The organism is Streptomyces sp. NPDC046939 (genome assembly GCF_040644575.1).
Lineage (GTDB): Bacteria > Actinomycetota > Actinomycetes > Streptomycetales > Streptomycetaceae > Streptomyces.
This window is the reverse complement of the sequence record NZ_JBEYWV010000052.1, coordinates 17,683-41,002: the sequence shown is the minus strand read 5'-3', so window position 1 is coordinate 41,002 and position 23,320 is coordinate 17,683. Positions and strand designations below refer to the sequence as shown.

The window sequence follows — 23,320 nt, the reverse complement described above, 5'->3', positions numbered from 1 at the left end:
GTGATCTGCGGCTCGTCCCGCCCGTCCGCTGGCGCGGCGCGTCCGTGCTGTTTCATGTACCGAGCAGACGCGACTGCGGCTTTTCGTGGGTTGCTCGCGCAGTTCCCCGCGCCCCTCTAGGCGGCTACCAAGCGGCCAGCGTTCGCGTGGTACTCCATGCGCTGGGCAGCCAGGATCGCGGCGGCTGTATCCGCCCGGGACGCCGCCACGACCAGCGCCCGCCCGGCAAGGGCATGCGCCCGCTGGTGCAGAGCGGCGACGTGCGGCTCGTGCACCGCGGCGGCGACGGACGACCGCACGGGCGGGTGCCCGCCCCGAAGCCGGCTGATCTGCGCGGCCAGCTCCTCCGCCGCGGCGTCCAGTTCCGGGTCCCCGGCGGCCAGCCGGATCTCGTCGGTGAGGGCGAGCAGCGCCGACAGGTGCCCGGCGAGCTGGATGTCCAGCTCCTCCTCGCGGGAGCGGTGCGGGAAGTCGCTGTCGGCCGCCATCGTGTGGACCGACTTGGTGCGGATCGGCTCGTACATGGAGGCCTCCAGGCAACGGACGTGGGGTGATTGGCCTCCATCGTACATTAGATTCCGTCTAACTTAGAACCTGTCCAAAGAAGAGGAGTGCAGGTGGTCAGGGTTGGGCGTATCCGTCCAGGAAGTTGCCGATCCTGGTCATCGCCTCGGTGAGCTGCCGCGTCGAGGGCAGGGTGACCACGCGGAAATGGTCGGGTTCCGGCCAGTTGAACCCGGTGCCCTGGACGACCATGATCTTCTCGGCGCGGAGCAGATCGAGCACCAGCTGCCGGTCGTCCTTGATCTTGAAGACCTTGGGGTCGAGGCGCGGGAACAGGTAGAGCGCGCCCTTGGGTTTGACGCAGGTGACGCCCGGGATCTGCGTGAGCAGGTCGTACGCGGCGTCGCTCTGCTCCTTAAGGCGCCCGCCCGGCAGCACCAGATCCTTGATCGTCTGGCGTCCGGTGAGCGCCGCGACGACCCCGTGCTGGCCCGGCATGTTCGCGCACAGACGCATGTTCGCGAGGACCGTCAGGCCCTCGATGTACGAGGCGGCGTGCGCGCGGGGGCCGGAGATCGCCATCCAGCCGACCCGGTACCCGGCGACCCGGTACGCCTTCGACATGCCGTTGAAGGTGAGGGTGAGCAGGTCGGGGGCGATGGCGGCGGTCGGGGTGTGGGTGGCGTCGTCGTAGAGGATCTTGTCGTAGATCTCGTCGGAGCAGACGAGGAGGTTGTGGCGGCGGGCGATGTCGGTGAGGCCGCGCAGCATCTCGTCGCTGTAGACGGCGCCCGTCGGGTTGTTCGGGTTGATGATGACGATCGCCTTGGTGCGGTCGGTCACCTTGCGCTCGACGTCGGCGAGGTCCGGCATCCAGTCCGCCTGCTCGTCGCAGCGGTAGTGCACGGCGGTGCCGCCGGAGAGCGAGACGGCGGCGGTCCACAGGGGGTAGTCGGGGGCGGGGACGAGGACTTCGTCGCCGTCGTCGAGGAGCCCCTGCATCGCCATCACGATCAGCTCGGAGACGCCGTTGCCGATGTAGACGTGCTCGACGTCCGTCTCCACGCCGAGCGTCTGGTAGTGCATCATCACCGCGCGCCGGGCGGCGAGCAGCCCCTTGGCGTCGCCGTAGCCGTGGGCGTCGCCGAGGTTGCGGAGCATGTCCTCCAGGATCTCCGGCGGGCACTCGAACCCGAACGCGGCCGGGTTGCCCGTGTTCAGCTTCAGGATCCGGTGGCCTGCCGCTTCCAGCCGCATCGCCTCCTCGAGCACCGGGCCCCGGATCTCGTAGCAGACGTTGGCGAGCTTGGTCGACTGGATGAGCTGCATGCTCCGACTTTACGGCCGGGTAACGGGGCGGCGCGCTCTGTTCTGACGGGTGAGATCGGCCACTGAGCGGGCTGGCCCGAGCACATTCGAGCGTTTGTTCTATTCGTTCGGTACGCTGGAACGCATGCTTCAGGGATCCCTCTTCGACCAGGCCGAGGAGACCGCGCTCGGCGACCTCACCGGCCTGCGGCGCACCGTGCTCGGGGCCGGGGCCTGGATCGACGTCCTGCCCGGCTGGCTCAGCGGCGCCGACGCCCTGTTCGAACACCTCGCGTCCGGCGTGCCCTGGAGGGCCGAACGCCGCCAGATGTACGAGCGGGTCGTCGACGTGCCCCGCCTCCTCAAGTTCTACGGGGCGGCCGAGCCGCTCCCGCACCCCGTGCTCGACACCGCCCGTGCCGCGCTGTCCGCGCACTACGCCGACGAGCTGGGGGAGCCGTTCACCACGGCCGGGCTCTGCTTCTACCGCGACGGGCGCGACAGCGTCGCCTGGCACGGCGACCGCATCGGGCGCGGCGACCGCGAGGACACGATGGTCGCCATCGTCTCGGTCGGGGCCCCGCGCGACCTGGTCCTTCGCCCGCTCGGCGGGGGCGCGCCGACCGTGCGCAGGCCGCTCGGGCACGGCGATCTCATCGTGATGGGCGGCTCCTGCCAGCGGACGTGGGAGCACGCCATCCCGAAGTCGGCGCGGGCGACGGGCCCCCGGATCAGTATCCAGTTCCGCCCGCACGGAGTGCGCTGATCTTCAGGAGGCGCTGCGGCGAACGGACCTGCCCGCGAGGACATCGGTCCGGCGCCCGTCCTCGATGACGAAGCGGCCGTCGATCAGGACGTGCGGGATGCCGACCGGCAGCGTGCGCGGCGCCTCGAACGACGAGCCCGCCGCCACCGTCTCCGGGTCGAACAGCACCAGATCGGCGCGGTAGCCCTCACGGACGAGCCCCCGGTCGGGCAGCCGCAGACGCGCGGCCGGACGGGACGTCAGGTGCGCGACCGTCTCCTCGAGGGACATGACACCCAGGTCGCGGGCGTAGTGGCCGAGGTAGTGCGGGAACGTGCCGTACGCGCGCGGGTGCGGCTTCGCGCCCTGGAGGATGCCGTCGCTGCCGCCCGTGTGCACCGGGTGCTGCATGATCGCCCGGACGTTGTCCTCGTGCCCGACGTGCTGAAGGATCGTGGACCCCAGCTTGTCCTCGACGAGGAGCCGCCGGGCGGTGATCCAGGGGGCCTCACCGCGCTCGGCGGCAGCGGCGGCGACCGTCTTGCCGACGTAGGCCGCGAGCACCGGATCGGAGACCCCCGAGATCTCGATGGTCTCCCACTCCATCGGCACGCCGTGACAGCCGTCGGAGCCGATCTCCTCGACGTGGTGGCGGATGCGTTCGGCGGTGTCGTCATCGAGGAGCCGGGCGAGGGTGGCGTCGGGGCCGCCCTCGTTCGCCCAGCTCGGCAGCATGGCGACGAGCGTCGTCGCGCCCGGCGTGTACGGGTAGGTGTCCAGGCTGATGTCGGCGCCGCCCGCGATCGCGTCGTCCAGGAGGGCGAGCAGGTCGACGCCCTTGCCCCTGTTCACGCCGAAGTTCATGGTGGCGTGCGCCAGGTGCAGGGAGCAGTCCGCGGTGCGGGTCAGCGCGACCATCTCCCTGTACGCGTCCAGGGCGCCGGCCCCGTAGCTGCGGTGATGGGGGCAGTAGTAGCCGTCGTACCGGGCCACGACCCGGCACAGCTCGGTCAGCTCGGCGTCCTTCGCGTACATGCCCGGGGTGTAGGTCAGCCCCGACGACATGCCGACAGCGCCCTGCTCCATGCCCTCGGCGACGAGCCTGCGCATGTGGTCCAGCTCGGCCGGGGTCGCGTCGCGGTCCTCCCAGCCGACCGCGTACATCCGGACCGTGCCCTGGGGGATGAGGTAGGCGGCGTTCACGGCGATGCCACGGTCCAGGCGGTCCAGATACTCGCCGACCGTGCGCCAGTCGAAGTCGATGTCGGAACCGTCGCCGTTCCAGCCGGTGATCGCGCGGCGGACCTCGGCGAGGGTGCGGTCGTCGACGGGCGCGTACGAGAGTCCGTCCTGGCCCAGCACCTCCAGGGTGACGCCCTGGGCGGCCTTGGCGCTGTGGTCCGGGTCGCGGAGGAGGGCGAGGTCGCTGTGGGCGTGCATGTCGATGAACCCGGGGGAGAGGGCGAGGCCCGAGCCGTCGAGTGTGCGGGCCGCTGTGAGGCGCGGGCCCTCACCTTCCCTGGTGATCTCCGCGATCCGTCCGGCGTCGTCGATCGCGACGTCGGCGCGGTACGAGGCACCTCCGGTGCCGTCGATCACCCGCGCGTCCTTGATGACCAGGTCCATGTTCGGCTGCCTCTTTCGTCATGGCTGAACTCACTACGGATTACCCACCCGCACCACCCGTGCGGATTTCGTCGTCAGGTGCGGGTGGCCCCGGCGGTGGTGCCCCACCGTCGGCGGCCACCGCTGCGTCGCCGGTCGGAAGCGCCCCGCCAGGGGCGCGGGGAACGGCGCGAGCAACCGACGACGGCGGGCGGTCGACATCGGCGGCGACGGCCTACGGCGGGTGGCTCGTGAGGGGCGCGGGGAACTGCGCACGCAACCCGCCACGACCCGCACCCGACACCCGGGCCGGAGGCCTACGGCGAGTGACATGGGCCCGGCCCCGCCGACCAGCAGCCCGCCCGAGCCGATCGCCCGCCTAGAAGAACGTGCGGACGTAGTCCACGACCGTCCCGTCCCCTTCCACCACCGGAATCAACTGCCACTTGTCGAACGAGGTGCAGGGGTGCGAAAGCCCCATGCCGAGCCAGTCCCCGACCTCGACCCCGACCCCGCCCGCATCCGGCTCCATACGAACCCACCCGTGCTGATCCGACAGCCCCGTCACGGAAACACCGGCCGCATCCCGCACCGCCCCCGTACGCGCGTCCCGCACGACCTGGACCTCGGGCAGGTCCAGGTCGTAGGCCGCATCCCGCTTGCCCGCGTTGACGAACGCCTGCTCCGCCGTCGGCCGCGACACGACCTGCGCCCAGAGCCGGAAGGCGGGATGGAGCGCGCCCTCCTCCGGGACCCGGTTGAACGGCGTCAGGTGCCGGTAGTGCCCGTCGTCGTGCGAGACGTACGCGCCGGAGCGCAGCAGCTTCAGCACGGGCGCCCCCAGCTCGGGGATCTCCGCGAACACCTCGGCCACCGCGTCGAACCAGGCGGAGCCCCCCGCGCTGATCACGATCTCGTCGAGCCCCGCGAACCGCCCGGCCCCGTCGAACTCCACGGCCAGCGCGACGAGCCGCCGCAGCCAGGCCCGGACCCGCTCACCGTCGGCCTGCGGCACCTCCCCCTCGTACCCGGCGACCCCGACGAGCCGCAGCGTCGAGACCCCGGCGACCGCGTCGGCAACGGCCCCGCACTCCGCCTCCGTACGAGCGCCCGTACGCGCCCCGTCCCCCGCGCCCAGCTCGACCACGACATCCACCGGACGCCCGGCCCCCGCCTCGCGCAGAGCCGCGTCCATCAGCTCGACACCGCGTACGGAGTCCACGTAGCAGACGAAGCGGAAGGACGGATCGGAGTCCAGCTCACCCGCGAGCCAGCGCAGCGCCCCCGCGTCGACGAGTTCGTTCGCCAGGAACACCCGCCCCACGCCGAACTCCCGTGCCACCCGTACCTGGTGCGGCACGGCCAGCGTGATCCCCCACGCCCCGTGCTCGATCTGCCGCTGGAAGAGCTGCGGCGCCATGGACGTCTTGCCGTGCGGCGCGAACGCGAGCCCGTGCCGGGCCGCGTACGTCTCCATGAGCGCGAGGTTGTGTTCCAGGCGCTCGGCGGAGAGGGCGAGGACGGGGGTGGTGAAGCCGTCCGTGAAGAGGTTGAGGCGGCGCTCGGCCAGTTCGGCGACGGTCAGGCCCTCGGCCTGGGGCGGCAGCCCCTTGAACCGGAAGTCGACGCGCTCGCGCGCCAGCTCCGCGAGTCGAGTCGCTCCGCGTTCGGCCGCGTCGTCGGCGCTGACGGCATTCTTGGCGGTCACGGTTGCCCCTTCCAGGCGAGGCAGTTGCAATATGTGCAACGCCCATTGCGTATGTCGCTCACTGCTGTCTAACATCCGAGCCAACGCCGGGTCAACGGAGCTGTTGGCCCCCACGCCGTGAGGAGACCGACCCCCGTGACCGTCACCGGACCCGCAGCCCCGCACAGCGCACCAGAGGTCGTCGCACCCGACGTCGTCGCGCTCGGCGAGTCCATGGTCACGTTCGTCCCGACCGTCCCCGGGCGCCTCGCCGACGTCCCGTCCTTCGAGCGCGGCATCGGCGGCGCCGAGTCCAACCTGGCCTGCGTCCTCGCCGCCGCCGGCCACCGCGCCCGCTGGGTCAGCCGCGTCGGCGCGGACGGCTTCGGCGACCATCTGGTGGAGGCCATCGGCGCGTACGGAGTCGATGTCTCGCACGTACGCCGCGACCCCGCCCGCCCCACCGGCATCTACTTCCGCACCGCGGGGGACCGCGCCACCGACGCCCACGAGGTCGCCTACTACCGCGCCGGTTCCGCCGCCTCCGCGATGTCCCCGGCCACGATGGACCTGGACACGCTCCGCGCGGGCCGCATCCTCCACCTCTCCGGCATCACCGCCGCGCTCTCCGAGGACTGCCTGACCCTTCTCCGTACGCTCATGCCCGCCGCCGCTGCCGCTGCCGCCGCCGGGCCGCTCGTCTCCTTCGACGTCAACCACCGGCCGGGCCTCTGGGGCGCCGCGAAGGACGACGCCCGCGTCCTCCTCGATCTCGCCCGCCACGCCGACCTCGTCTTCGTCGGCGAGGACGAGGCGGAGGACGCGTTCGGGATCACCGGCGGCCCCGACGCCGTACGCGCCGCGCTCCCCGAGCCGGACCTGCTCGTCGTCAAGCGCGGCGCCGACGGTGCCGTCGCCTACGACCGCGACGGCGGCCGCCACTTCGAACCCGCCCCGCGCGTCGACGTCGTCGCCGCCGTCGGCGCGGGCGACGCCTTCGCCGCCGGGTTCCTCTCCGCGACCCTGCGCGGCCTGCCCGTCGCCGGCCGGCTCCGCCACGGCCACCTGTGGGCCGCCGCCGCCCTCACCGTCCCCGGTGACCTCGCCGCGCCCCCGCGCCGCGACCACGCCGACCGCCTGGCCGGACTCGACGCCGCCGCGTGGGGGACACTGCACCTCGGCCCCGGGTGGACGACCACCCCCGACGAGGCCGCCGAGGAGGTACCTACGCCATGAGCCAGACCGTCGACCGCGCGCTCAGCATCCTGCCGCTGCTCGCCGAGGGACCAGCCGACCTCGGCCAGGTGGCCGACCGCCTCGGCGTGCACAAGAGCACCGCACTGCGTCTGCTGCGCACCCTGCACGAGCACGGTCTCGTCCACCGCCAGGCCGACCAGCGCTACCGGCTCGGCGCCCGCCTCTTCGCGCTCGCCCAGGAAGCCGTCGAGAACCTCGACGTCCGCGAGATCGCCCACCCCCACCTCGTCGCCCTCAACGAGAAGTGCGGCCACACCGTCCACCTCGCCGTCTACGAGGAGGACGAGGTCCTCTACATCGACAAGGTCGAGAGCCGCTACCCCGTGCGCATGTACTCGCGCATCGGCAAACCGGTCGCGATCACGGTCGCGGCGGTCGCCAAGCTGCTCCTCGCCGACCTTCCCGAGGCCGAGCGCCGCGCGGTCGCGGAGAAGCTCGACTACCCCATGTACACGTCCCGTTCGACCCCCAACGCCGCCGCGTTCCTGCGCGAGCTGGAGAAGGTGGGCGAACAGGGCTGGGCCACCGACCTCGGCGGCCACGAGGAGTCCATCAACTGCGTCGGCGCGCCCGTCCGGGGTGCCGACGGCCGCGTCGTCGCCGCCATGTCGGTCTCCGCGCCGAACGTCGTCGTCACCGCCGAGGAACTCCTCACCCTGCTCCCGCTGGTGCGCCGCACGGCGGAAGCCATCAGCCGGGACTACTCAGGAACCGGTACCACCCCCAGTACCCCCACCAAGGAAGCAAGTTCACGATGACCGAGAAGATCGCGCTCACCCCCGCCACGCACACCACCCCGCCCGCGAAGTTCTCGCACGGCGTCAAGAAGGGCAACATCCTCCAGGTCGCCGGCCAGGTCGGCTTCCTCCCCGCCGAGGAGGGCAAGGCCCCGACCCCGGCGGGCCCGACCCTGCGCGAGCAGACCCTCCAGACGTTCGCCAACGTCAAGGCGATCCTCGAAGAGGGCGGCGCCACCTGGGACGACGTCATGATGATGCGCGTCTACCTCACGGACGTCGACCACTTCGCCGAGATGAACCAGATCTACAACGAGTACTTCGAGGAGCAGGGCCTCAAGGCCCCCGCCGCCGCCCGCACGACGGTCTACGTCGGCCTGCCCAAGGGCCTCCTCATCGAGATCGACGCGCTCGCAGTCCTGAGCTGAGCGGCATCCTCCTCACCTCTGTACGTCGTCACGGAGCGGCGCGTCACACGGACGCGCCGCTCCGCGATCCCCCCTGCCCAGAAACATCCATGCCCTTACGAGGACCCCCATGCTCCCCATATCCACCACCCTGGCCCCGCTCGCGGCCGCCGCCACCGAGCCGCCACCCCACACCGGCGGCATCCTGAAGCTCATCGACGGCACGGCCGGCCTCCTGACGATCGCCGCGCTCGGCATCGTCCTTCTCCTCTTCCTGATCATCAAGGCGAGACTCCAGCCCTTCGTCGCCCTCCTCGCGGTCTCCATCGCGGTCGGCCTCGGCGCGGGCCTGTCCGTCACCGAACTCTTCGGCACCGTCCAGCGGTCCGACGCGGTCTCCACGATCGAGTCCGGCATGGGCGGCACCCTCGGCCACGTGGCCATCATCATCGGGCTCGGGACCATGCTCGGCGCGGTCCTCGAAGTCTCCGGCGGCGCCGAGGTCCTCGCCTCCCGCCTCCTCAACCTCTTCGGCGAGAAGCGCGCCCCGCTCGCCATGGGCCTCACCGGCCTGATCTTCGGCATCCCCGTCTTCTTCGACGTCGGCATCTTCGTCCTCGCGCCGATCGTCTACGCGGCCGCCAAGCGCGGCGGCAAGTCGATCATCCTGTACTGCATGCCGCTGCTCGCGGGCCTGTCGATGACGCACGCGTTCCTGCCGCCGCACCCGGGCCCCGTCGCCGCCGCCGGACTCCTCCACGTCGACCTCGGCTGGGTCATCCTCATGGGCATCGTCTGCGGCATCCCCGCCGTACTCGCCGCCTGGGGCTGGGCCGCCTGGATCGGCAAGCGGATCTTCGTGCCGGTCCCGCAGGACATGGTCGAGGCCGCCGAGGAGGCCAAGGCGTCCCTCGAAGCGGAACAGCGCGCCGCCGGAGTCACCCCGACCGAGAAGCCGGTCGCGCTCGGCGTCGTCTTCGCCATCATCGGCACCCCGCTCATCCTGATCCTCCTCGCGACCTTCTCCTCGATCGCCTTCGACCCGTCCACGGGCCGCTCGGTCATCGAGTTCTTCGGCCACCCCTTCGTGGCCCTGACGATCGCCCTGCTCCTCGCCTACTACCTGCTCGGCATCCGGCGCGGCTGGTCCCGCAAGTCCCTGGAGACGGTGTCGACGGCCTCGCTGAAGCCGGTCGGCAACATCCTGCTCGTGGTCGGCGCGGGCGGCGTCTTCGGAGCGGTCCTGAAGGCCAGCGGCATCGCGCAAGCCCTGGCCGACACCTTCAACGACGTGGGCCTTCCGGTCATCGTCCTCGCCTACCTCATCTCCCTCGTCCTCCGCGTCGCACAGGGCTCGGCGACGGTGGCGATCGTGACGACGGCGGGCATCGTGGCCCCGCTCCTCTCGGAAGGCGACTACTCCCAGGCCTTCATCGCCCTGGTCATCATGGCGATCTCGGCGGGCTCGATCTTCGCCTCGCACGTCAACGACGGCGGCTTCTGGATGGTCGCCAAGTACTTCGGCATCACCGAACGCGACACGCTGCGTACGTGGACGGTCCTGGAGTCGGTGCTGTCGGTCGCCGGGTTCGTGGTCGCGGCGGTGGTGAGCCTGTTCGTGTAAGCGGCCGTCGCCGCGGGCCGGATCGGGCGCGTACACCTGATACGGCGCGAAGAACCCCGGCCCAACGCGACGGCGGCGGCGTCCTCTTGCGCCTCATCGTTGCGCATCCGTGTCGCTCGTAGCGGGGCCCGGGGGAGGCGTCCCACAGTCTTGTCCGCCATACTTCGGCCCGTGGAGCAGCGTATGGAGAGTCAGAAGGTCCCGCCCGTCACCGGTGCCGGTTTCGACCCGGCGTACGTACCCGGCCTGACGTCTCCCGGTGCGGAGGCGGCCGCCGAGGACAAGGTCACGGAGTCCGACGAGCCGACGCGGGAGGTGACGCCGGTCGAGCCCGAGGAGTCCGAGGAGCCGGAGGACGCGAAGCCACAGCCCGAGCCCGCTCCGAAGGCCCCGGCCGACGGCCCGGTCCTGGAGGCGAAGGACCGCCGGGGCTCGATCACGGTCGACGCGACCGGCGTCCGTTTCACGCTGGACGACCAGGAGGCGGACTTCACCTGGGACGAGATCAGCGCCGTCGAGTACGGCACGTCCCGCAAGCGCCTCACGGTGACGGTCCACACCCCCAACAGCCGCTGGTACCCCAACGACGTCGAGGCCCCGGACAAGTCCCGCCTCAAGGAATGGACCGACCAGCTGGACAAGGCCCTGGACGAGTACTTCGAGGACTGACGGCCAAGGGGGCGCCTGGACAACCAATCCGGGCAGACCCCCTTGCCGCCCCGTGCACGTACCGGAAGCCAGCTTCAGATGGACTGTGAGGAAGCCTGAAACGTACGCGTCCGGCCCAAAGCCATTTCAGCGGCGCGAAAGGACAGCAGTGAATGTTCGTCCTTCACAACCACGGCGATTCCGTCAGTACTCCGCACCAACTCGACCTTTTTGAGGCCAGGAGGCCCCCAACCCCTCACCGTCACCTGCCGCACGTCGGTGAACACCAGGAAGAACTCGAAGCCTTCGCTCCCTTCCTGCGTGGTGAACCCGAGAGTGACAGAGGTGAGCCGCTCGTCGAGGTGCACGTAGAAAAGGTCGCCGGCGCTCAGCACGGACGGGTCTGAGAGCGTCTCGACGTCAAAGTCGTTCATAGAAGGTCTTCTCGCAGGAGTCGGGAACCGTGGTGTGGCGCATGCTGTCAATCCTGCTTCGGAACACATGCGGGCCGTCGTCGCTCCCTCCGGGACCCAGTCGGAAGCCGCTCACATGCCCGACGAGAACATCGGCACTGCTGGTGAAGCGCAGAAATGAGTCGCCGTCGGTAGTGGCCGTCACGCGGATCCGGTGCTGCCCGTCGTCCAGAGATGTCGTAGTGAGGCGCATCGTCACGGGCGGCTCCCAGGCGTCCAGCTCCAAGTCGGCCACGGCCAAGAACTGGAGTTGTCCCTGGACCGTGTCGACCCCGGCCGCAGACCAATCCTCGGGAAGCGGCAGGGAAGGCGCGGGCAGGTCCAGCCGAAGCGTGACGCCGGGTCCGCGCCAGTTGAGATGGACGGACCGTAGACGGACGGATTCCAACGGTGGGAGCCCGGCGCCGTAGAGGGAGGCGAGCACCTCCCCGTTCCGCAACGGAATGCTATTCGGGGTCATAGGGATAGTGCTCCTCGCACCCTGGAACCTGACCGTTTCGAGTGTCCTCGAATGGTCTCACATGGACATGAGGGCGCTGATACCCAGGCTCTCCCGGCTTCTGGTGGCCCATCCAGTGGTCCTGGAAAAAAATGACATCGCGGCCGTTGGGATTGTCTATCAACGAATTCACGCCGACCTGGAAAGCGCCTTGCGTATACTGGCTCGTCTCGTAATATGTGCCCGCCGACAGGACCACGCCCCTGGCGAATTCGTTCCCCTCGTGGATGAGCGCGCGCACGCCCCATTTCCATCGCTCGCAGAACGACTTGAACCGCTCCGTCACGCCCTCATGACCCAGTTCGAGCCCGGACAGGCCGATGTCGCTGAATCCGCGCCCCGCACCGGCCATGCCGACCATGCCGAGTTCCTTCAACTCGCCGAGTGCGTCGGTCAGTCCGCGTGCGACCAGGTCCAGACCCTCGGCCTGCAGATCCTTGCCGCCACCAGTGCCGCCATTCCCGCCCCCGTCGGTCACGCCGCGTTTCCTTCGCGCTCGTCATGGTCGACGGCCACCGCGTCCGGCACGATGCCCTTCACAGGCGGGAACACCATGCCGTCGGGGCCGTCCGCGCAGTCCAGAGCAACCCCGCACGGCACCCCGGCCGCCGGGACCGCCACGTCCAGCAATTTGGCGCCCAGAATCGTGCGGTACGTCCACTCGCGACTGAACTCGCCACGTACCTGGGCATAGCGGGCCAACGCCTGTTCGTCGGAGAACGCCAGGTGAACCGGATGCCGTTCAGATCGGCGGTCAGCAACCCGCGCTCGGTCTCCGGGTCGGGCGTCTCCTCCAGCGGTACCAGCACGGCAGTGCGCCGGAATTCTCCCAGAAGCTCCGCGAATGCGCATCGCCGTGAATTCGGATGGCCCCGTTACTTGAACGGGATGTTCAGCCACAGGCTGCCCGGGTCCTGGGTCAGGATGTGGTGGGCCGAGACCATTTCCTCGTACCACCTGCCGCATTCCTCGTCGTCGAAAGTGGAGGCAGCGGCCGAGGGCGTACGCGGCGGAGAAGTCCTGCCAGGTGCGGGTAGGACCGGGTGGCGGCGGCGCTCGCGGAGCGGACCGCTGCTCGGCCTCCTGCAGGGTGCCATAGCGGGCGGCGAGGCCCAGCGGGCCGTGTTGGGGGCGCGGCCGAGATCCCAGGCGTCGACGGAGGTCACGTAGCGGCCCTCGGCGAGGAGGCCGTCGGCGCGCATGCGGGCCTCGTAGCGGGTGATGCGGCCGATCAGGCGGTGGAGTAGTGGGTGGATCGAGTCGAAGACGTCGGCCTTGTCGGGGCGCAGCTCCACGTACAGCTCGACCGGGGTCGGCGTCTCGTAGTACGCCGCCCGGTCGCCCCGCGCCTTCGCCTCGTACAGCGCCCGATCGAAAGGGGCGTGCGGGCAGCGCCGCCGGGGGAGCGGTGGCGCTGCCCGGTCGAGGGGCGGCGTGGCCGGTGCCCGCCGCGCTGCTCAAGCAGCCGCTGGAGGCAAAACTGGTCCAGACCAATACCGATGTCAAGGGGCGGCGCCGATGCTTCTGCGCCAACTCTCGTGCAGCCGCGCTCGATGGCGCTCCGTGAACAGTGCGAAGTGGGGTGTTGCCGGGCGCCCGCGTGGATATGGTGCTGAGGCAGACAGTGTCCGAAGGAGTGCGGAGCGACCGGGGGTTCACGCGTGCCGACCGCGATAGCCGTGACCGACCCCGACCTGGTGCTCCCCTCGCCCGACCGGCACACCCCGAGCGCGGCCGTGCTCTCCGCCGGCGGGGCGCCGGACGCCTCTCCGTTGGACCGCGCGCTCGCCGACGTACACACACTGATCGAACAGCACGGCTACGTGATCGTGCTCTGTCCGCAGTCCGTTCCGGACGCGGTCGTGCACCGGCTGCATTCCGTCCGTTCCGTGCTCGAAAGCGACCGGATGGCCATCCTGCGGCCGGAGCTTCCGCCGCTCGGGCTCGCCGTGCTCGCCCTGCAACTGCGCCAGTTGTCCATCTGCGACTTCAGCCCCGGCGTGCTCGCCTCCGCCGGACGGCTGCTCGCCCACTACGTCCACGCGGGCGCCCTGCTCGGCTCGGTCGCCAAGCTCGACCGCGTGCCCGTCCCGCTCAAGGCGCACGCCAAGTCGTGGTCGCCGAGCGCCCAATTCGCCGTCGTCGCCTCGCCGCAGCCGCAACTCCTGCGCGTCACCGCCGCCGAGGCGCCGAGCGGCCCCGCCTTCGGCACACGGATGTTCTACGCGGCCGGGCAGCACTCCACCGACTGGGTCACCTCGGTGCTCGCCCCGGCCTGGCGGGTGTCGGGGGCGACCGAGGTGCCGCTGCCCGCCGAGTCGCCGCGCTGGTGGGCGACCGGGCGGAAGGGCCACCCCGGCAGGATCGTCGAGTTCGCCGCCGCCATCCCCGACATCTCCGTGCTGTACCAGCTCGTGTCGTCCGTGCGGCGCGAGGCGTGCCACTGGTGCGGGCTCGAACTCATCGGCGACCGGTGCGGGTTCTGTTCCGCGCCGCTGGCCACGGGTGCGCTGCCCGAGCGCGCGGATCCCGCACGGACCTCACTCGCCCCGGCCGCCGCGTCGGGCCGGGCGGCACTGCCCAGCGCCTCGCACCACCGTTGACCCCCCTGTCACCCGCCCGAGTCTCCGTCCGCCTACCGACGAGGTTGTCCGGTCCATGAACTCACGTCAGCGCCGCGGCGTCATCCTCCTGTTCGTCTCGGCCCTGTGCGCCGTCGGCGCGTTCGCCGGTGTGCTGTCCGTGATCCGCGACGTGAACTCCAAGGTCGGGCCCGAGGTGGCCGCGTATCGGCTGAAGGAGGACGTGGCGCCCTACAAGGAGCTGACCGACGACCAGTTCGAGAAGGTGGAGATGCCCGAGCGCTGGCTGTCGGAGACCGCCGTCAAGAACCTCCGCGAGGTCCGCGGCAAGATCGCCGTCACCCAGCTCAAGAAGGGCTCCCTGCTCCAGAGCGACATGGTCGTCGCCCGGCCCGAGCTGAAGCCGGGGCAGCAGGAGATCGCCATCATGATCGACGCGGAGACGGGCGTCGCCGGGAAGATCGACCCCGGCGCCAAGGTCAACATCTACGCCACCTTCAAGGCCGAGAACGACAAGCAGCGCGACCGCTCCGAGGTCATCGTCGAGAACGCCGAGGTCATCGACGTGGGCAAACTGACCCCCATCGACCAGCAGGGCACCGGCGATTCCGGCAGCCGCAGCCGCCGCCAGGGCGAGGCCGTGCCGATCACGTTCGCGCTCAGCGCGGGGGACGCGCAGCGGGTGGCGTACGCGGAGTCGTTCGCGACGCACGTACGGCTCGCGCTGGTCGCGCCGGGGGACGACGCGGCGAAGATCGCGCCCGGGGACCGGACGTACACGCTGGGCGAGGCCAAGTGATGACCCGGCAAGCCCCTCCGATGAGTGAGGAGCGGGGTCCGCGGCGGAGCCCCGTGACCAGGGACCCAGCGCCCTCGAAGGGAGTACGCCGATGACCACAAGGATCCTCCCGGCCGCCAGCGAGCCGGAGGCGGCCCGCGCCCTGGTCACCCTCCTCTCCCAGCTCCCCGACACGGAACCCGCCCCACCGGTCACCGACTCCACCGCCCTGCTCGACACCCTGGCAAGGCTGGCCGCCGAGTCGCTGGACGAGCTGCCCGAGGTCGTCCTCGTACACGAACGGATCGGTCCCGTACCGGCGTTGGACCTCATCCGCGACCTGGTGCTGCGCTTCCCGGCGGTCGGCGTCATCCTCGCGACGGCCGACACCAGCCCCGCGCTGCTCACCGCCGCGATGGACAGCGGAGCGCGCGGCATCGTCGCGTTCCCGCTCGGCTACGACGCCCTCGCGGAGCGGGTCCACGCCGCCGCCTCCTGGTCGGCGGGCATGCGGCGCCACCTCGCGGGCGGTACGGGCGCGGAGCTGATGCCCGCGGGCGGCGGCGGCCGGGTCGTGGCGGTGACCGGGGCGAAGGGCGGGGTCGGCACGACGCTCGCGTCGGTCCAGTTCGCGCTGGCCGCACGGGCGTCGGGCCGCTCGGTGGCACTGCTCGACCTGGACCTCCAGTCGGGGGACGTGGCGTCCTACCTGGACGTGCAGTTCCGCCGCTCGGTGGCGGACCTCGCGGCGATCAGCGACATCACCCCCCGCGTCCTCCAGGACGCCGTCTTCACCCACGAGACCGGCATCGACCTCCTCCTCGCCCCCGCCGACGGCGAACGCGGCGAAGAGGTCACCGACCGCGTCGCCCGCCAGGTCGTCCACGCCCTGCGCGCCCGCTACGAGATCGTGGTCGTCGACTGCGGTACGCAGATGGGCGCGGCGAACGCGGCCGCGATCGAACTCGCCGACCAGGCCGTTCTCCTGCTCACCCCGGACGTGGTCGCGGTCCGGGCGGCCAAGCGCATGGTGCGGCTCTGGGACCGCCTCCAGATCCGCAAGGCCGAGGAGACCCTGACGGTCGTCAACCGGCACGCCCGCTCGGCCGAGATCCAGCCCCCGCTCGTCGAACGCGTCACCGGAACGAAGACGGCCCGCGCCGTCGTCCCCGCCGCGTACAAGGAGCTCCAGGCAGCCGTGGACGCGGGCCGTATGCAGGACCTCGACAACCGCTCGACCGTCAAGCAGGCCCTGTGGACGCTGGCCGGCGAACTCGGCCTGGTGGCGGCCCCGGCCGCGGAGTCGACGGGCCGCCGCTCCCGCCGCCGAGGGGGCGGCGACAGGGGCGCGGTGACCCTGGAGTTCGCGGCGATGTTCCCGCTGGTCCTCGTCGTCCTCGCGCTGATGTGGCAGTGCGTGCTGTACGGCTACACGTACTCCCTCGCCGGGAACGCGGCGGACGAGGCGGCGCGGGCGGCGACCTCCGCGCAGGCGGGCGGCGGGGACTACGGCGCGGCCTGCACGGCGGCGGGCAAGGAGCACCTGCCGTCGGCCTGGCAGGGGGCGCGGATCGGCTGCGGCAGCGAGGGCGCGGTCATGAAGGCCAGGGTGGAGGTCGACGTCCCGGTGTTCTTCCCGGGGGTCAATCCGGGGTGGACGGTGACCGGCGAGGCGGGCGCGGCGTCCGAGGCGGACCAGTGACAGCGCCCAGGACACGGGACCCCGCCCCGGCCCCCCCAGTGACAGCGCCCAGGCCACGGGGCTCCGCCCCGGACCCCGCTCCTCAATCGCCGGAGGGGCTGGCATCCGGGCTCAGATGGGGCGACCGCGGTGTCTCCATGCTCGAATTCGCCGGGTTCCTGCCCTTCCTCCTCGTCATCGGCCTGGCCGCGATCCAGCTCGGCCTCGTCGGCTACGGCGCGAACCAGGCGGGGAGCGCGGCGCGGGCCGGCGCCAGGGCGGAGTCGCTGAACGAGGGCACGGGCGAGGCGGCGGCCGCGTCGGCGGCGAGCGGATGGCTGAGCCCGTCGGCGTCGATCGCCACGGGTGACACCGTCACCGCGACCGTCACCGTCCACGTGAACGCGATCATCCCCCTCTTCGACGGCTGGGACATCCACCGCTCGGCGACCATGCCGAACGACCGCACCGGACGGGAGTTGACGCCCCCATGAGCCTGCGCTCACGCGTGGCAGCCACCCGGGAGACGACCCCCGGCACACCCCCGGACCGCGACGAGGGCCTCGTCGCCGTCTACCGCGCCAAGCTGCTGGAGGAGATCGACCTCGCCGAGATGTCCACGCTCCAGGCCGCGGACCGCCGCGTCCGCCTGGAACGTGTACTCGGCCACATCATCAGCCGCGAGGGCCCGGTCCTCTCCTCCTCCGAACGCACCCAGCTCATCCGCCGCGTCGTCGACGAGGCGCTCGGCCTGGGCATCCTCGAACCCCTCCTCGCGGACGCCTCCATCACCGAGATCATGGTGAACGGCCCGGACGCGATCTTCGTGGAACGGGCGGGAAGAGTGGAGCAACTGCCGCTCCGCTTCGCGTCCCCCGAACAACTCATGCAGACGATCGAACGCATCGTCTCGACCGTCAACCGCCGCGTCGACGAGTCGAACCCGATGGTCGACGCCCGTCTCCCCACCGGCGAACGTGTCAACGTCATCATCCCGCCGCTCGCCCTGACCGGCGCCACCCTCACGATCCGCCGCTTCCCGCGCGCGTACAGCCTCACGGAACTCCTCGACCTCGGCTCGCTCGACGAGCACATGCTGATGCTGCTCGCGGCGTTCGTCCGCTCCCGCTTCAACATCATCGTCAGCGGCGGCACGGGCTCCGGGAAGACGACCCTGCTCAACGCCCTCTCCGCGCTCATCCCGTCCCACGAGCGCATCATCACCATCGAGGACTCGGCCGAGCTCCAGCTCCAGCAGGACCATGTGATCCGCCTGGAGTCGCGGCCCGCCAACGTCGAGGGCAAGGGCCAGGTCACCATCCGCGACCTCGTCCGCAACAGCCTGCGCATGCGCCCCGACCGCATCATCGTCGGCGAGGTCCGCGGCGGCGAGACGCTCGACATGCTCCAGGCGATGTCGACGGGCCACGACGGCTCCCTCGCCACGGTCCATGCGAACACGGCGGAGGACGCCCTCACCCGCCTCCAGACGCTGGGCTCCATGTCGGAGGTCGACGTCCCGTTCGAGGCGCTGCGCGACCAGATCAACTCGGCCGTCGACGTCCTCGTACAACTCACCCGGCACGCCGACGGCTCCCGCCGCGTCAGCGAGATCGTGCTCCTCGTCTCGCACGGCAGGGAACAGTTCACGATCGCCCCGGTGACGCGGTTCGTGGCCCAGCCGTACGTGTCAGGCACCACGGACCAGGAACGCCGCCGCGTCCACGGCTACTACGAACACCTCCCACTGCCGCGCCGCCTCGCGGACCGGCTGTACGTGGCGGGGGAGTCGGTGCCGCCCGCGTACGGGGTCGTGGAGACGGTGGACGCACGCCATACGAGGGAGGCGACGGGGTGACACCGGTATGTGGGTGGGGGTGGCGGCGACGTGGCATTGGCGTGTGAGTGGGGCGGCGGCGACGTGACATCGGTATGTGAGCGGGGCGGCGGCGACATGGCATTGGTATGTGAGCGGGGCGGCGGCGACATGGCATCGGCGTGGGGCGGCGGCGACATGGCATTGGTATGTGATCGGGGGCGGCGGCGACATGAGAACGGCACGTGAGCGGGGGCGGCGACATGACAACGACACGTGAGCGGAGGCCGGTGACATGACGCACACGGCCCTGATCGCGCTCGGCGCCACGCTCCTGTCCTGCGTCGTCGCCGTCGCGGGCGTCCACGTCTACGTGTCCGGGCGCGCCCAGCGCCAGGCCCTCGTCGACCGCCTGGACGACTACCGGGCGGGCGACGGCGGCAGCTCCGGCACGATGGGCGGCCGCGTCCGCCGCTTCGCCGCGATCGACCGCCGCCTGCGCCGCACCCGCCTCGGCCGCGCCGTCCACCTGCGGCTCTCCGCGACGGGCCTGGACCTGACGGCGGGTGAGTTCTCGGTCTACGTGGCGGCGGTCGTCGCCGCGCTGTGGGTGCTGGCGGCGACGACGCTGGCCCCGTTCTTCGGCCCGATCGCGGGAGCCGTCGCCATCTGGGCGGCGGTCATCTTCCTCAACTGGCAGCGCCAGAAACGCATCGAGGCGTTCATCAACCAACTCCCTGACGTGGCGCGCCTGCTGGCGAACGCGACGGCGGCGGGCCTGGCGCTGCGCACGTCGCTGGCGATGGCGGCGGAGGAACTCGAAGCTCCCGCGGGCGAGGAGCTGAGCCGCGTGGCGGACCAGTTGGCGCTCGGCCGCTCGGTCGACGACGCCCTGGACGAACTGGCGAGCCGCCTCCCGTCCCGCGAGCTGATCGTCCTCGTCACGACGCTGGTCCTGGCGAACAAGGCGGGCGGCACGGTCGTCTCGTCCCTGCGCAACCTCACCCAGACCCTGGAGGACAGGAAGGAGACCCGGCGCGAGATCCGCACGATGCTGTCGGAGGTGAACGCGACGGCGTTCACCGTCCCGCTCCTCGGCCTCGGCTCCCTCCTCCTGATCAACTCCTCGAACGAGGGCGCGCTCGCGAAGGTCACCGGCTCACCCCTCGGCCAGACCCTGATCCTCATCTCCCTCGGCCTGTACGGGATCGGGTTCTTCGTGATCCGCCGCCTGGGAAAGATCGAGGTCTGAGCCATGTCGACGACGATGGTGGGCCTGCTCCTGGCCCTGATTGCGGGCATGGCGGTCCTTGGCGTCTTCACGGGCCTCCGCATGTACCGGGCCGAGGCCAAGGTCCCCAGCGACCTGGCCCTCGCCCTGGAGGTGGGCGCCACCCGCGTCTCCACGGCGGGCTCGGCCGTCGACCGCCTGGGCATGCGCTTCGCGCCGCTCGTCCTGCGGCTCATGGGCCCGCGCCGGGTGGACGCCAAGCGCCGCAAGATCGACATGGCGGGGAACCCGGGCGGCCTGACGATCGACCGGTACGGGGCACGCCGCGCGGTCTACGGCATATTCGGCGTGGTGATGGGCCTGGTCTTCCTCTCCAACGGCAGCCCGCTCCTCGCCCTCCTCACCCTGGCCTTCGGCGCGCTGGCGGCGGACGCGCTGATCTGGCAGGCCGTACGCGAACGCAAGGAGGTCATCGACCGCACCCTCCCCGACTTCCTCGACGTCCTCGCCGTGGTCGTCTCGGCGGGCCTGGGCTTCCGCCAGGCGCTCGACCGCGTCGCGGAGAAGTACGAGGGCCCCTGGGCCGACGAACTCCGCATCACCCTGCGCCAGATGGACATGGGCGTCCCGCGCCGCCAGGCCTTCGACGAACTGCGCCGCCGCAACGCCTCCGAGCAGGTGGCCCAATTCGTCTCGGCCCTCCAGCAAGGAGAGGAGCTGGGCTCACCGATCGCCGAGACCCTGATCCAACTGGCTACGGACATGCGCCGCACCGACGCCCAGAACTCGCGCCGCCGCGCCGCGAAAACAATCCCGAAGGCAACGATGGTGACGCTGGTCTTCATGCTCCCGGCCACGATGATCCTGATCGCGACGGGCATGTTCCTCGGCTCGGGCACCAACTTCGGCTCGATCCTGGGCCGTTGAACCCCTCCTCTCCCGGACCATGTCTGGCTACAGTGAGAGCGAGCAAAGGTTGGCTATTGCGAATACGTCCCGGGGTGGGTGGTGGAGCGGGAATGACCCGGGCATGACGAAGGCGGTACCAGGGCAGCAAGAAGGGAGCCGGCACACGATGACGCCCCGGGCAACACCCAGACAACTTCCGGTCAAGCCCGGTCCCTATGTTGGCGAAACCGGGTGCGGACGGTCGCAGTTCGCGTACGTTGCGTGTGTTGTTTCGGTTGCCCTGGAGCAAGTGGCGGAAGGGGGTCCCCGTGATCAAGGACCGAGTACGCGGGACGTGGATGACGTGGACGAGTTCACTGGGGGAACGGGTCCGGGGGGCGCGGCGCGATGCCGGGGCCGGGTTCGTGGAGTATGCGGGGCTGATGATTCTGATCGCCGGGATCTTCACCCTCATCGACCAGTTGGGGCTGGACGGCCTGATCTCCGGCGCGATCGGGGACGCGGTCGACCGGGTCATCGGCGGCTGACCCCGGCGCCGCTGCGCGGCGACCGCGGCTCGACCCTCCCCCTCTACATCTGGCTGACCGGCATCCTGCTCTTCGCCGCGTTCGCCTTCTTCGCCTTCGCCCAAGCGGCCTCGGCCCGCAACGGAGCGCAGTCGGCGGCCGACGCCGCCGCGCTGGCGGCGGCCCAGTCGGCCCGGGACGAGCTCATGGACGGCCTGGGTGCTGCCCTGCAGACCGGCGGCGGAGACAGCGACGACTGGCTCGACTGGCTGACCGGGGACAAGTACACCGGCACCGACGCGGGCGCCGCGGCCGATCGGCTCGCAGCCGAGAACGACGCCGAGGTGATCGGCGGTCCCGACGACACCGAGGTCAACGGCTTCCCGGGCTACTGGGTCGAGGTCCGGACCCGGTACACGGTGGGCGACACGATCATCCCGGGCACGGAGAACGACAAGGCGCAGGCGCACGCGACTGCGGTGATCGAACCACGCTGCGACCTGCCTGCCGACACGGCCCCGTCCACGGAGCCCGACCCCGCCCCGTCCATGGAGCCCGACCCCGCCCCCGAGCCCAACCCGGGCACCGAGGAGGACGAGGACGAGGGCGGGGACGAGAGGCCACCTGTCGAACTCATCTGTGACGGCGACCCCGTCGAGATCGATCCCGGAGATTTCGACCCCGCCGACCTGCCCGACGCGTCACTGTTGTTCTCCGTCCACCTGGCCGACTGACGAGTGACCGACGAGAGAGGGAAGCCGCAGCGATGAACTTTCGGCGTACAACGACGACCCGCAGGGCGCTGGCCGCCGCGGCGCTCACGACAGGACTCGTCCTCGCTGTGGCCGGCTGCGGCGGTGATGGCGACGGGGGCGGTGAGAAGCCGAAGGACTCCCGGTCGTCCACGTCCGCCGACAAGGGCAACGATGAACAGCCCTCCGCACCCTCCACGGAGTCGAGCGACAAGGTGCTCGCCGAGTCGAAGGACGGCGACGTCACCGTCTCCATCAACTCGGCGACCCGGGACCAGGGCGGCTTCGTCAGCGTGACCGGCACCGTCCGCAACGACGGCAGCGGCTCTTGGATGGCCGCCAACTGGCAGAGCGACGAGACCGAACTCGCGGTCAACGGCGGATCGCTCTCCGGCGCCAGCCTGGTGGACCAGAAGGGCAAGAAGAAGTACCTGGTCCTGCGCGACACCACAGGACGCTGCCTCTGCACCAAGTTCAGCCGCCTGCGGTCCGGCGACACCGCCACCTGGTACGCCCAGTTCCCGGCGCCCCCCGAGGGAACCGACGAGGTCACGTTCCAGGTCGGCTCCATGCCCCCCGCCCCGATCGAGATCACCGAGGGCGACTGACATGCCCCGACGAAGCGTGACCGCAGCGCTGACCGTGGCCACGGCCACGGTGCTCCTCGCCGCCGGCACAGCGGTGGCCGCCGACGACCCGACCCCCGCCGGCCAGGCGACCGGCGCCCCGCCCGGCAGCACGACGACGTCCCCGCCCCCGCAGGTGGACGCCAACAGCCCCGGCCTGAAGCTCGCGGACGGAGCGACACTCGCCCCCGCCAAGGTCCTGGACATCAAGTCGGTCGTGGAGGACCTGTCCGGCGACGAACGCCGCTCCGACACCAACGAGAACGTCACCTTCGCCCTCCAGGCCGAGGTCCTCTTCCCGAAGGACAGCTCCACACTCAACCCGGACGCCCGCTCCCGCATCCAGACGATCGCGGACGAGATCAACACGCAGAAGGCGGGCGCGGTACGGGTCTTCGGCTTCACGGACAACCTGGGCTCGTACGCCCACGGCCTGACCCTCTCCAAGAAGCGCGCGGAAGCGGTCCACGACGAACTGACCGCCGCCCTGGGCGCCCAGGGCGGCAACATCACGTTCCAGGTCCGCGGCTACAGCGAGGACTACCCGATCGCGGACAACGCGACGGAGGAGGGCCGCAAGAAGAACCGCCGGGTGGAGGTGTCCTTCCCGAAGGGAGGCTGACCGGACGGTGCCGCCGCCGTCCGCTCAGCCCCCTTCATCCGATTCAGTCGGCGGCGCTGTCGAAGATGTCGGCCGCATCCCTCACATGGACGGCGCGTTCGGCCCAGACAGTGAGCTGGTCCGCATCCGTACAGCCGAGAACGCGCTCCCGCACGGCCTGCGGCACGTCGAGCCCGCGCCGTTCGAGGAACCGCAGGACCATGACGGCCTGCCCTTCGATACGCCCTTCCTCGCGGCCTTCCTCGCGGCCTTCCTCCCGCACCTTCTCGGCGACCGGGTGCCGGAAGAAGTAGTGCATCTGCGACATCAGTTCCCTCCACAGC

Annotated in this window: 26 protein-coding genes and 2 pseudogenes; 18 read left to right on the top strand and 10 right to left on the bottom strand. The window is 70.9% G+C overall.

From position 1 onward, the window contains the following. Nucleotides 1-116: 116 nt before the first annotated feature. Nucleotides 117-524 (bottom strand): hypothetical protein, encoded by a 408-nt coding sequence (locus ABZ877_RS37975; RefSeq protein WP_361080879.1) that lies wholly within the window; start codon nt 522-524, stop codon nt 117-119. 97 nt (nt 525-621) lie between these two features. Then, the gene (locus tag ABZ877_RS37970) at nt 622-1,833 is read right to left on the bottom strand and encodes a pyridoxal phosphate-dependent aminotransferase (RefSeq protein ID WP_361080877.1); all 1,212 of its coding nucleotides are present in this window, start codon (nt 1,831-1,833) and stop codon (nt 622-624) included. 115 nt (nt 1,834-1,948) lie between these two features. On the opposite strand from ABZ877_RS37970, the gene ABZ877_RS37965 reads away from it, so the two are divergent. Further along, a complete protein-coding gene (locus ABZ877_RS37965; protein ID WP_361080884.1) occupies nt 1,949-2,578 on the top strand; it encodes an alpha-ketoglutarate-dependent dioxygenase AlkB in 630 nt (209 codons plus the stop codon). Between the two features lie 3 nt (nt 2,579-2,581). Here ABZ877_RS37965 and ABZ877_RS37960 read toward each other — a convergent pair whose 3' ends face one another. Both ABZ877_RS37960 and ABZ877_RS37955 read right to left on the bottom strand, forming a co-directional pair. Continuing rightward, nucleotides 2,582-4,183: a D-aminoacylase gene (locus ABZ877_RS37960; RefSeq protein WP_361080875.1), complete on the bottom strand. Its 1,602-nt coding sequence runs from the start codon at nt 4,181-4,183 to the stop codon at nt 2,582-2,584. 358 nt (nt 4,184-4,541) lie between these two features. Beyond that, complete coding sequence (locus ABZ877_RS37955; RefSeq protein WP_361080873.1) at nt 4,542-5,870, bottom strand: amino acid deaminase; 1,329 nt, start codon at nt 5,868-5,870, stop codon at nt 4,542-4,544. Between the two features lie 135 nt (nt 5,871-6,005). Here ABZ877_RS37955 and ABZ877_RS37950 point away from each other — a divergent pair, with 135 nt between their 5' ends. The 5 genes from ABZ877_RS37950 (at nt 6,006) to ABZ877_RS37930 (ending at nt 10,543) form a co-directional block, all read left to right on the top strand. After that, the gene (locus ABZ877_RS37950) at nt 6,006-7,085 is read left to right on the top strand and encodes a sugar kinase (protein WP_361080872.1); all 1,080 of its coding nucleotides are present in this window, start codon (nt 6,006-6,008) and stop codon (nt 7,083-7,085) included. Beyond that, nucleotides 7,082-7,864, top strand: coding sequence for an IclR family transcriptional regulator (locus ABZ877_RS37945; RefSeq protein WP_361080870.1), 783 nt, complete (start codon nt 7,082-7,084; stop codon nt 7,862-7,864). The genes ABZ877_RS37950 and ABZ877_RS37945 overlap by 4 nt, the downstream gene beginning before the upstream one ends. Continuing rightward, nucleotides 7,861-8,271: a RidA family protein gene (locus ABZ877_RS37940; RefSeq protein WP_361080868.1), complete on the top strand. Its 411-nt coding sequence runs from the start codon at nt 7,861-7,863 to the stop codon at nt 8,269-8,271. The genes ABZ877_RS37945 and ABZ877_RS37940 overlap by 4 nt, the downstream gene beginning before the upstream one ends. A gap of 109 nt (nt 8,272-8,380) precedes the next feature. Beyond that, on the top strand, nt 8,381-9,874 hold the full coding sequence (locus tag ABZ877_RS37935; RefSeq protein WP_361080866.1) for a gluconate:H+ symporter: 1,494 nt from the start codon (nt 8,381-8,383) through the stop codon (nt 9,872-9,874). A 183-nt stretch (nt 9,875-10,057) separates the two neighbouring features. Next, entirely contained in the window at nt 10,058-10,543 is a 486-nt protein-coding gene (locus ABZ877_RS37930; protein WP_361080864.1) for a hypothetical protein, read from the top strand. Nucleotides 10,544-10,617: 74 nt separating this feature from the next. Here ABZ877_RS37930 and ABZ877_RS37925 read toward each other — a convergent pair whose 3' ends face one another. From ABZ877_RS37925 to ABZ877_RS37905, 5 genes and pseudogenes are all read right to left on the bottom strand, one after another. Next, entirely contained in the window at nt 10,618-10,956 is a 339-nt protein-coding gene (locus tag ABZ877_RS37925) for a hypothetical protein (protein ID WP_361080862.1), read from the bottom strand. Further along, nucleotides 10,943-11,455, bottom strand: coding sequence for an Imm50 family immunity protein (locus ABZ877_RS37920; RefSeq protein WP_361080860.1), 513 nt, complete (start codon nt 11,453-11,455; stop codon nt 10,943-10,945). Before ABZ877_RS37920 ends, ABZ877_RS37925 begins: the two co-directional genes overlap by 14 nt. After that, nucleotides 11,442-11,972 (bottom strand): HNH/endonuclease VII fold putative polymorphic toxin, encoded by a 531-nt coding sequence (locus ABZ877_RS37915; RefSeq protein ID WP_361080858.1) that lies wholly within the window; start codon nt 11,970-11,972, stop codon nt 11,442-11,444. Before ABZ877_RS37915 ends, ABZ877_RS37920 begins: the two co-directional genes overlap by 14 nt. Beyond that, a pseudogene (locus ABZ877_RS37910) lies at nt 11,969-12,339 on the bottom strand (hypothetical protein); the annotation flags it as partial. The pseudogene ABZ877_RS37910 and the gene ABZ877_RS37915, both read right to left, overlap by 4 nt. Nucleotides 12,340-12,369: 30 nt before the next feature. Beyond that, the gene (locus ABZ877_RS37905) at nt 12,370-12,789 is read right to left on the bottom strand and encodes a hypothetical protein (protein WP_361080856.1); all 420 of its coding nucleotides are present in this window, start codon (nt 12,787-12,789) and stop codon (nt 12,370-12,372) included. A gap of 366 nt (nt 12,790-13,155) precedes the next feature. Between ABZ877_RS37905 and ABZ877_RS37900 the strand changes: the two genes are divergently transcribed. From ABZ877_RS37900 to ABZ877_RS37845, 12 genes and pseudogenes are all read left to right on the top strand, one after another. Next, nucleotides 13,156-14,097 carry a hypothetical protein gene (locus ABZ877_RS37900; protein ID WP_361080855.1) on the top strand — a complete coding sequence of 314 codons (942 nt, stop codon included), beginning with the start codon at nt 13,156-13,158 and terminating at the stop codon, nt 14,095-14,097. 55 nt (nt 14,098-14,152) lie between these two features. Continuing rightward, nucleotides 14,153-14,875, top strand: coding sequence for a Flp pilus assembly protein CpaB (cpaB, locus tag ABZ877_RS37895; protein WP_361080853.1), 723 nt, complete (start codon nt 14,153-14,155; stop codon nt 14,873-14,875). Between the two features lie 91 nt (nt 14,876-14,966). After that, nucleotides 14,967-16,556 carry an AAA family ATPase gene (locus ABZ877_RS37890; protein ID WP_361080851.1) on the top strand — a complete coding sequence of 530 codons (1,590 nt, stop codon included), beginning with the start codon at nt 14,967-14,969 and terminating at the stop codon, nt 16,554-16,556. 137 nt (nt 16,557-16,693) lie between these two features. Beyond that, complete coding sequence (locus ABZ877_RS37885) at nt 16,694-17,029, top strand: TadE/TadG family type IV pilus assembly protein (protein ID WP_361080849.1); 336 nt, start codon at nt 16,694-16,696, stop codon at nt 17,027-17,029. After that, nucleotides 17,026-18,393: a CpaF family protein gene (locus ABZ877_RS37880; RefSeq protein WP_361080847.1), complete on the top strand. Its 1,368-nt coding sequence runs from the start codon at nt 17,026-17,028 to the stop codon at nt 18,391-18,393. The genes ABZ877_RS37885 and ABZ877_RS37880 overlap by 4 nt, the downstream gene beginning before the upstream one ends. Before the next feature lie 253 nt (nt 18,394-18,646). Continuing rightward, nucleotides 18,647-19,603 carry a type II secretion system F family protein gene (locus ABZ877_RS37875; RefSeq protein ID WP_361080845.1) on the top strand — a complete coding sequence of 319 codons (957 nt, stop codon included), beginning with the start codon at nt 18,647-18,649 and terminating at the stop codon, nt 19,601-19,603. A gap of 3 nt (nt 19,604-19,606) precedes the next feature. Then, complete coding sequence (locus tag ABZ877_RS37870) at nt 19,607-20,509, top strand: DUF5936 domain-containing protein (protein ID WP_361080843.1); 903 nt, start codon at nt 19,607-19,609, stop codon at nt 20,507-20,509. A 320-nt stretch (nt 20,510-20,829) separates the two neighbouring features. Then, complete coding sequence (locus tag ABZ877_RS37865; RefSeq protein WP_361080883.1) at nt 20,830-21,018, top strand: hypothetical protein; 189 nt, start codon at nt 20,830-20,832, stop codon at nt 21,016-21,018. Further along, a pseudogene (locus tag ABZ877_RS37860) lies at nt 21,015-21,125 on the top strand (hypothetical protein); the annotation flags it as partial. The gene ABZ877_RS37865 and the pseudogene ABZ877_RS37860, both read left to right, overlap by 4 nt. A gap of 78 nt (nt 21,126-21,203) precedes the next feature. Further along, complete coding sequence (locus ABZ877_RS37855; protein WP_361080881.1) at nt 21,204-21,731, top strand: hypothetical protein; 528 nt, start codon at nt 21,204-21,206, stop codon at nt 21,729-21,731. A 32-nt stretch (nt 21,732-21,763) separates the two neighbouring features. Beyond that, the gene (locus ABZ877_RS37850; protein ID WP_361080841.1) at nt 21,764-22,357 is read left to right on the top strand and encodes a hypothetical protein; all 594 of its coding nucleotides are present in this window, start codon (nt 21,764-21,766) and stop codon (nt 22,355-22,357) included. 1 nt (nt 22,358) lies between these two features. Continuing rightward, nucleotides 22,359-22,997: an OmpA family protein gene (locus tag ABZ877_RS37845; RefSeq protein WP_361080840.1), complete on the top strand. Its 639-nt coding sequence runs from the start codon at nt 22,359-22,361 to the stop codon at nt 22,995-22,997. A 43-nt stretch (nt 22,998-23,040) separates the two neighbouring features. Here the strand turns inward: ABZ877_RS37845 and ABZ877_RS37840 are convergent, their stop codons facing one another. Then, nucleotides 23,041-23,304: a hypothetical protein gene (locus ABZ877_RS37840; protein WP_361080838.1), complete on the bottom strand. Its 264-nt coding sequence runs from the start codon at nt 23,302-23,304 to the stop codon at nt 23,041-23,043. Between the last annotated feature and the right edge of the window lie 16 nt (nt 23,305-23,320).

Bases quoted from the DNA above. Each gene is read 5' to 3' on its own strand.
- ABZ877_RS37960 (WP_361080875.1), bottom strand. From the start codon at position 4,183: ATGGACCTGGTCATCAAGGACGCGCGGGTGATCGACGGCACCGGAGGT.
- ABZ877_RS37890 (WP_361080851.1), top strand. From the start codon at position 14,967: ATGACCACAAGGATCCTCCCGGCCGCCAGCGAGCCGGAGGCGGCCCGC.
- ABZ877_RS37940 (WP_361080868.1), top strand. From the start codon at position 7,861: ATGACCGAGAAGATCGCGCTCACCCCCGCCACGCACACCACCCCGCCC.
- ABZ877_RS37935 (WP_361080866.1), top strand. From the start codon at position 8,381: ATGCTCCCCATATCCACCACCCTGGCCCCGCTCGCGGCCGCCGCCACC.
- cpaB (WP_361080853.1), top strand. From the start codon at position 14,153: ATGAACTCACGTCAGCGCCGCGGCGTCATCCTCCTGTTCGTCTCGGCC.
- ABZ877_RS37930 (WP_361080864.1), top strand. From the start codon at position 10,058: ATGGAGAGTCAGAAGGTCCCGCCCGTCACCGGTGCCGGTTTCGACCCG.
- ABZ877_RS37920 (WP_361080860.1), bottom strand. From the start codon at position 11,455: ATGACCCCGAATAGCATTCCGTTGCGGAACGGGGAGGTGCTCGCCTCC.
- ABZ877_RS37880 (WP_361080847.1), top strand. From the start codon at position 17,026: ATGAGCCTGCGCTCACGCGTGGCAGCCACCCGGGAGACGACCCCCGGC.
- ABZ877_RS37840 (WP_361080838.1), bottom strand. From the start codon at position 23,304: ATGTCGCAGATGCACTACTTCTTCCGGCACCCGGTCGCCGAGAAGGTG.
- ABZ877_RS37850 (WP_361080841.1), top strand. From the start codon at position 21,764: ATGAACTTTCGGCGTACAACGACGACCCGCAGGGCGCTGGCCGCCGCG.
- ABZ877_RS37845 (WP_361080840.1), top strand. From the start codon at position 22,359: ATGCCCCGACGAAGCGTGACCGCAGCGCTGACCGTGGCCACGGCCACG.
- ABZ877_RS37925 (WP_361080862.1), bottom strand. From the start codon at position 10,956: ATGAACGACTTTGACGTCGAGACGCTCTCAGACCCGTCCGTGCTGAGC.
- ABZ877_RS37945 (WP_361080870.1), top strand. From the start codon at position 7,082: ATGAGCCAGACCGTCGACCGCGCGCTCAGCATCCTGCCGCTGCTCGCC.
- ABZ877_RS37870 (WP_361080843.1), top strand. From the start codon at position 19,607: ATGTCGACGACGATGGTGGGCCTGCTCCTGGCCCTGATTGCGGGCATG.
- ABZ877_RS37865 (WP_361080883.1), top strand. From the start codon at position 20,830: ATGACGTGGACGAGTTCACTGGGGGAACGGGTCCGGGGGGCGCGGCGC.
- ABZ877_RS37885 (WP_361080849.1), top strand. From the start codon at position 16,694: ATGCTCGAATTCGCCGGGTTCCTGCCCTTCCTCCTCGTCATCGGCCTG.
- ABZ877_RS37875 (WP_361080845.1), top strand. From the start codon at position 18,647: ATGACGCACACGGCCCTGATCGCGCTCGGCGCCACGCTCCTGTCCTGC.
- ABZ877_RS37975 (WP_361080879.1), bottom strand. From the start codon at position 524: ATGTACGAGCCGATCCGCACCAAGTCGGTCCACACGATGGCGGCCGAC.
- ABZ877_RS37970 (WP_361080877.1), bottom strand. From the start codon at position 1,833: ATGCAGCTCATCCAGTCGACCAAGCTCGCCAACGTCTGCTACGAGATC.
- ABZ877_RS37855 (WP_361080881.1), top strand. From the start codon at position 21,204: ATGGACGGCCTGGGTGCTGCCCTGCAGACCGGCGGCGGAGACAGCGAC.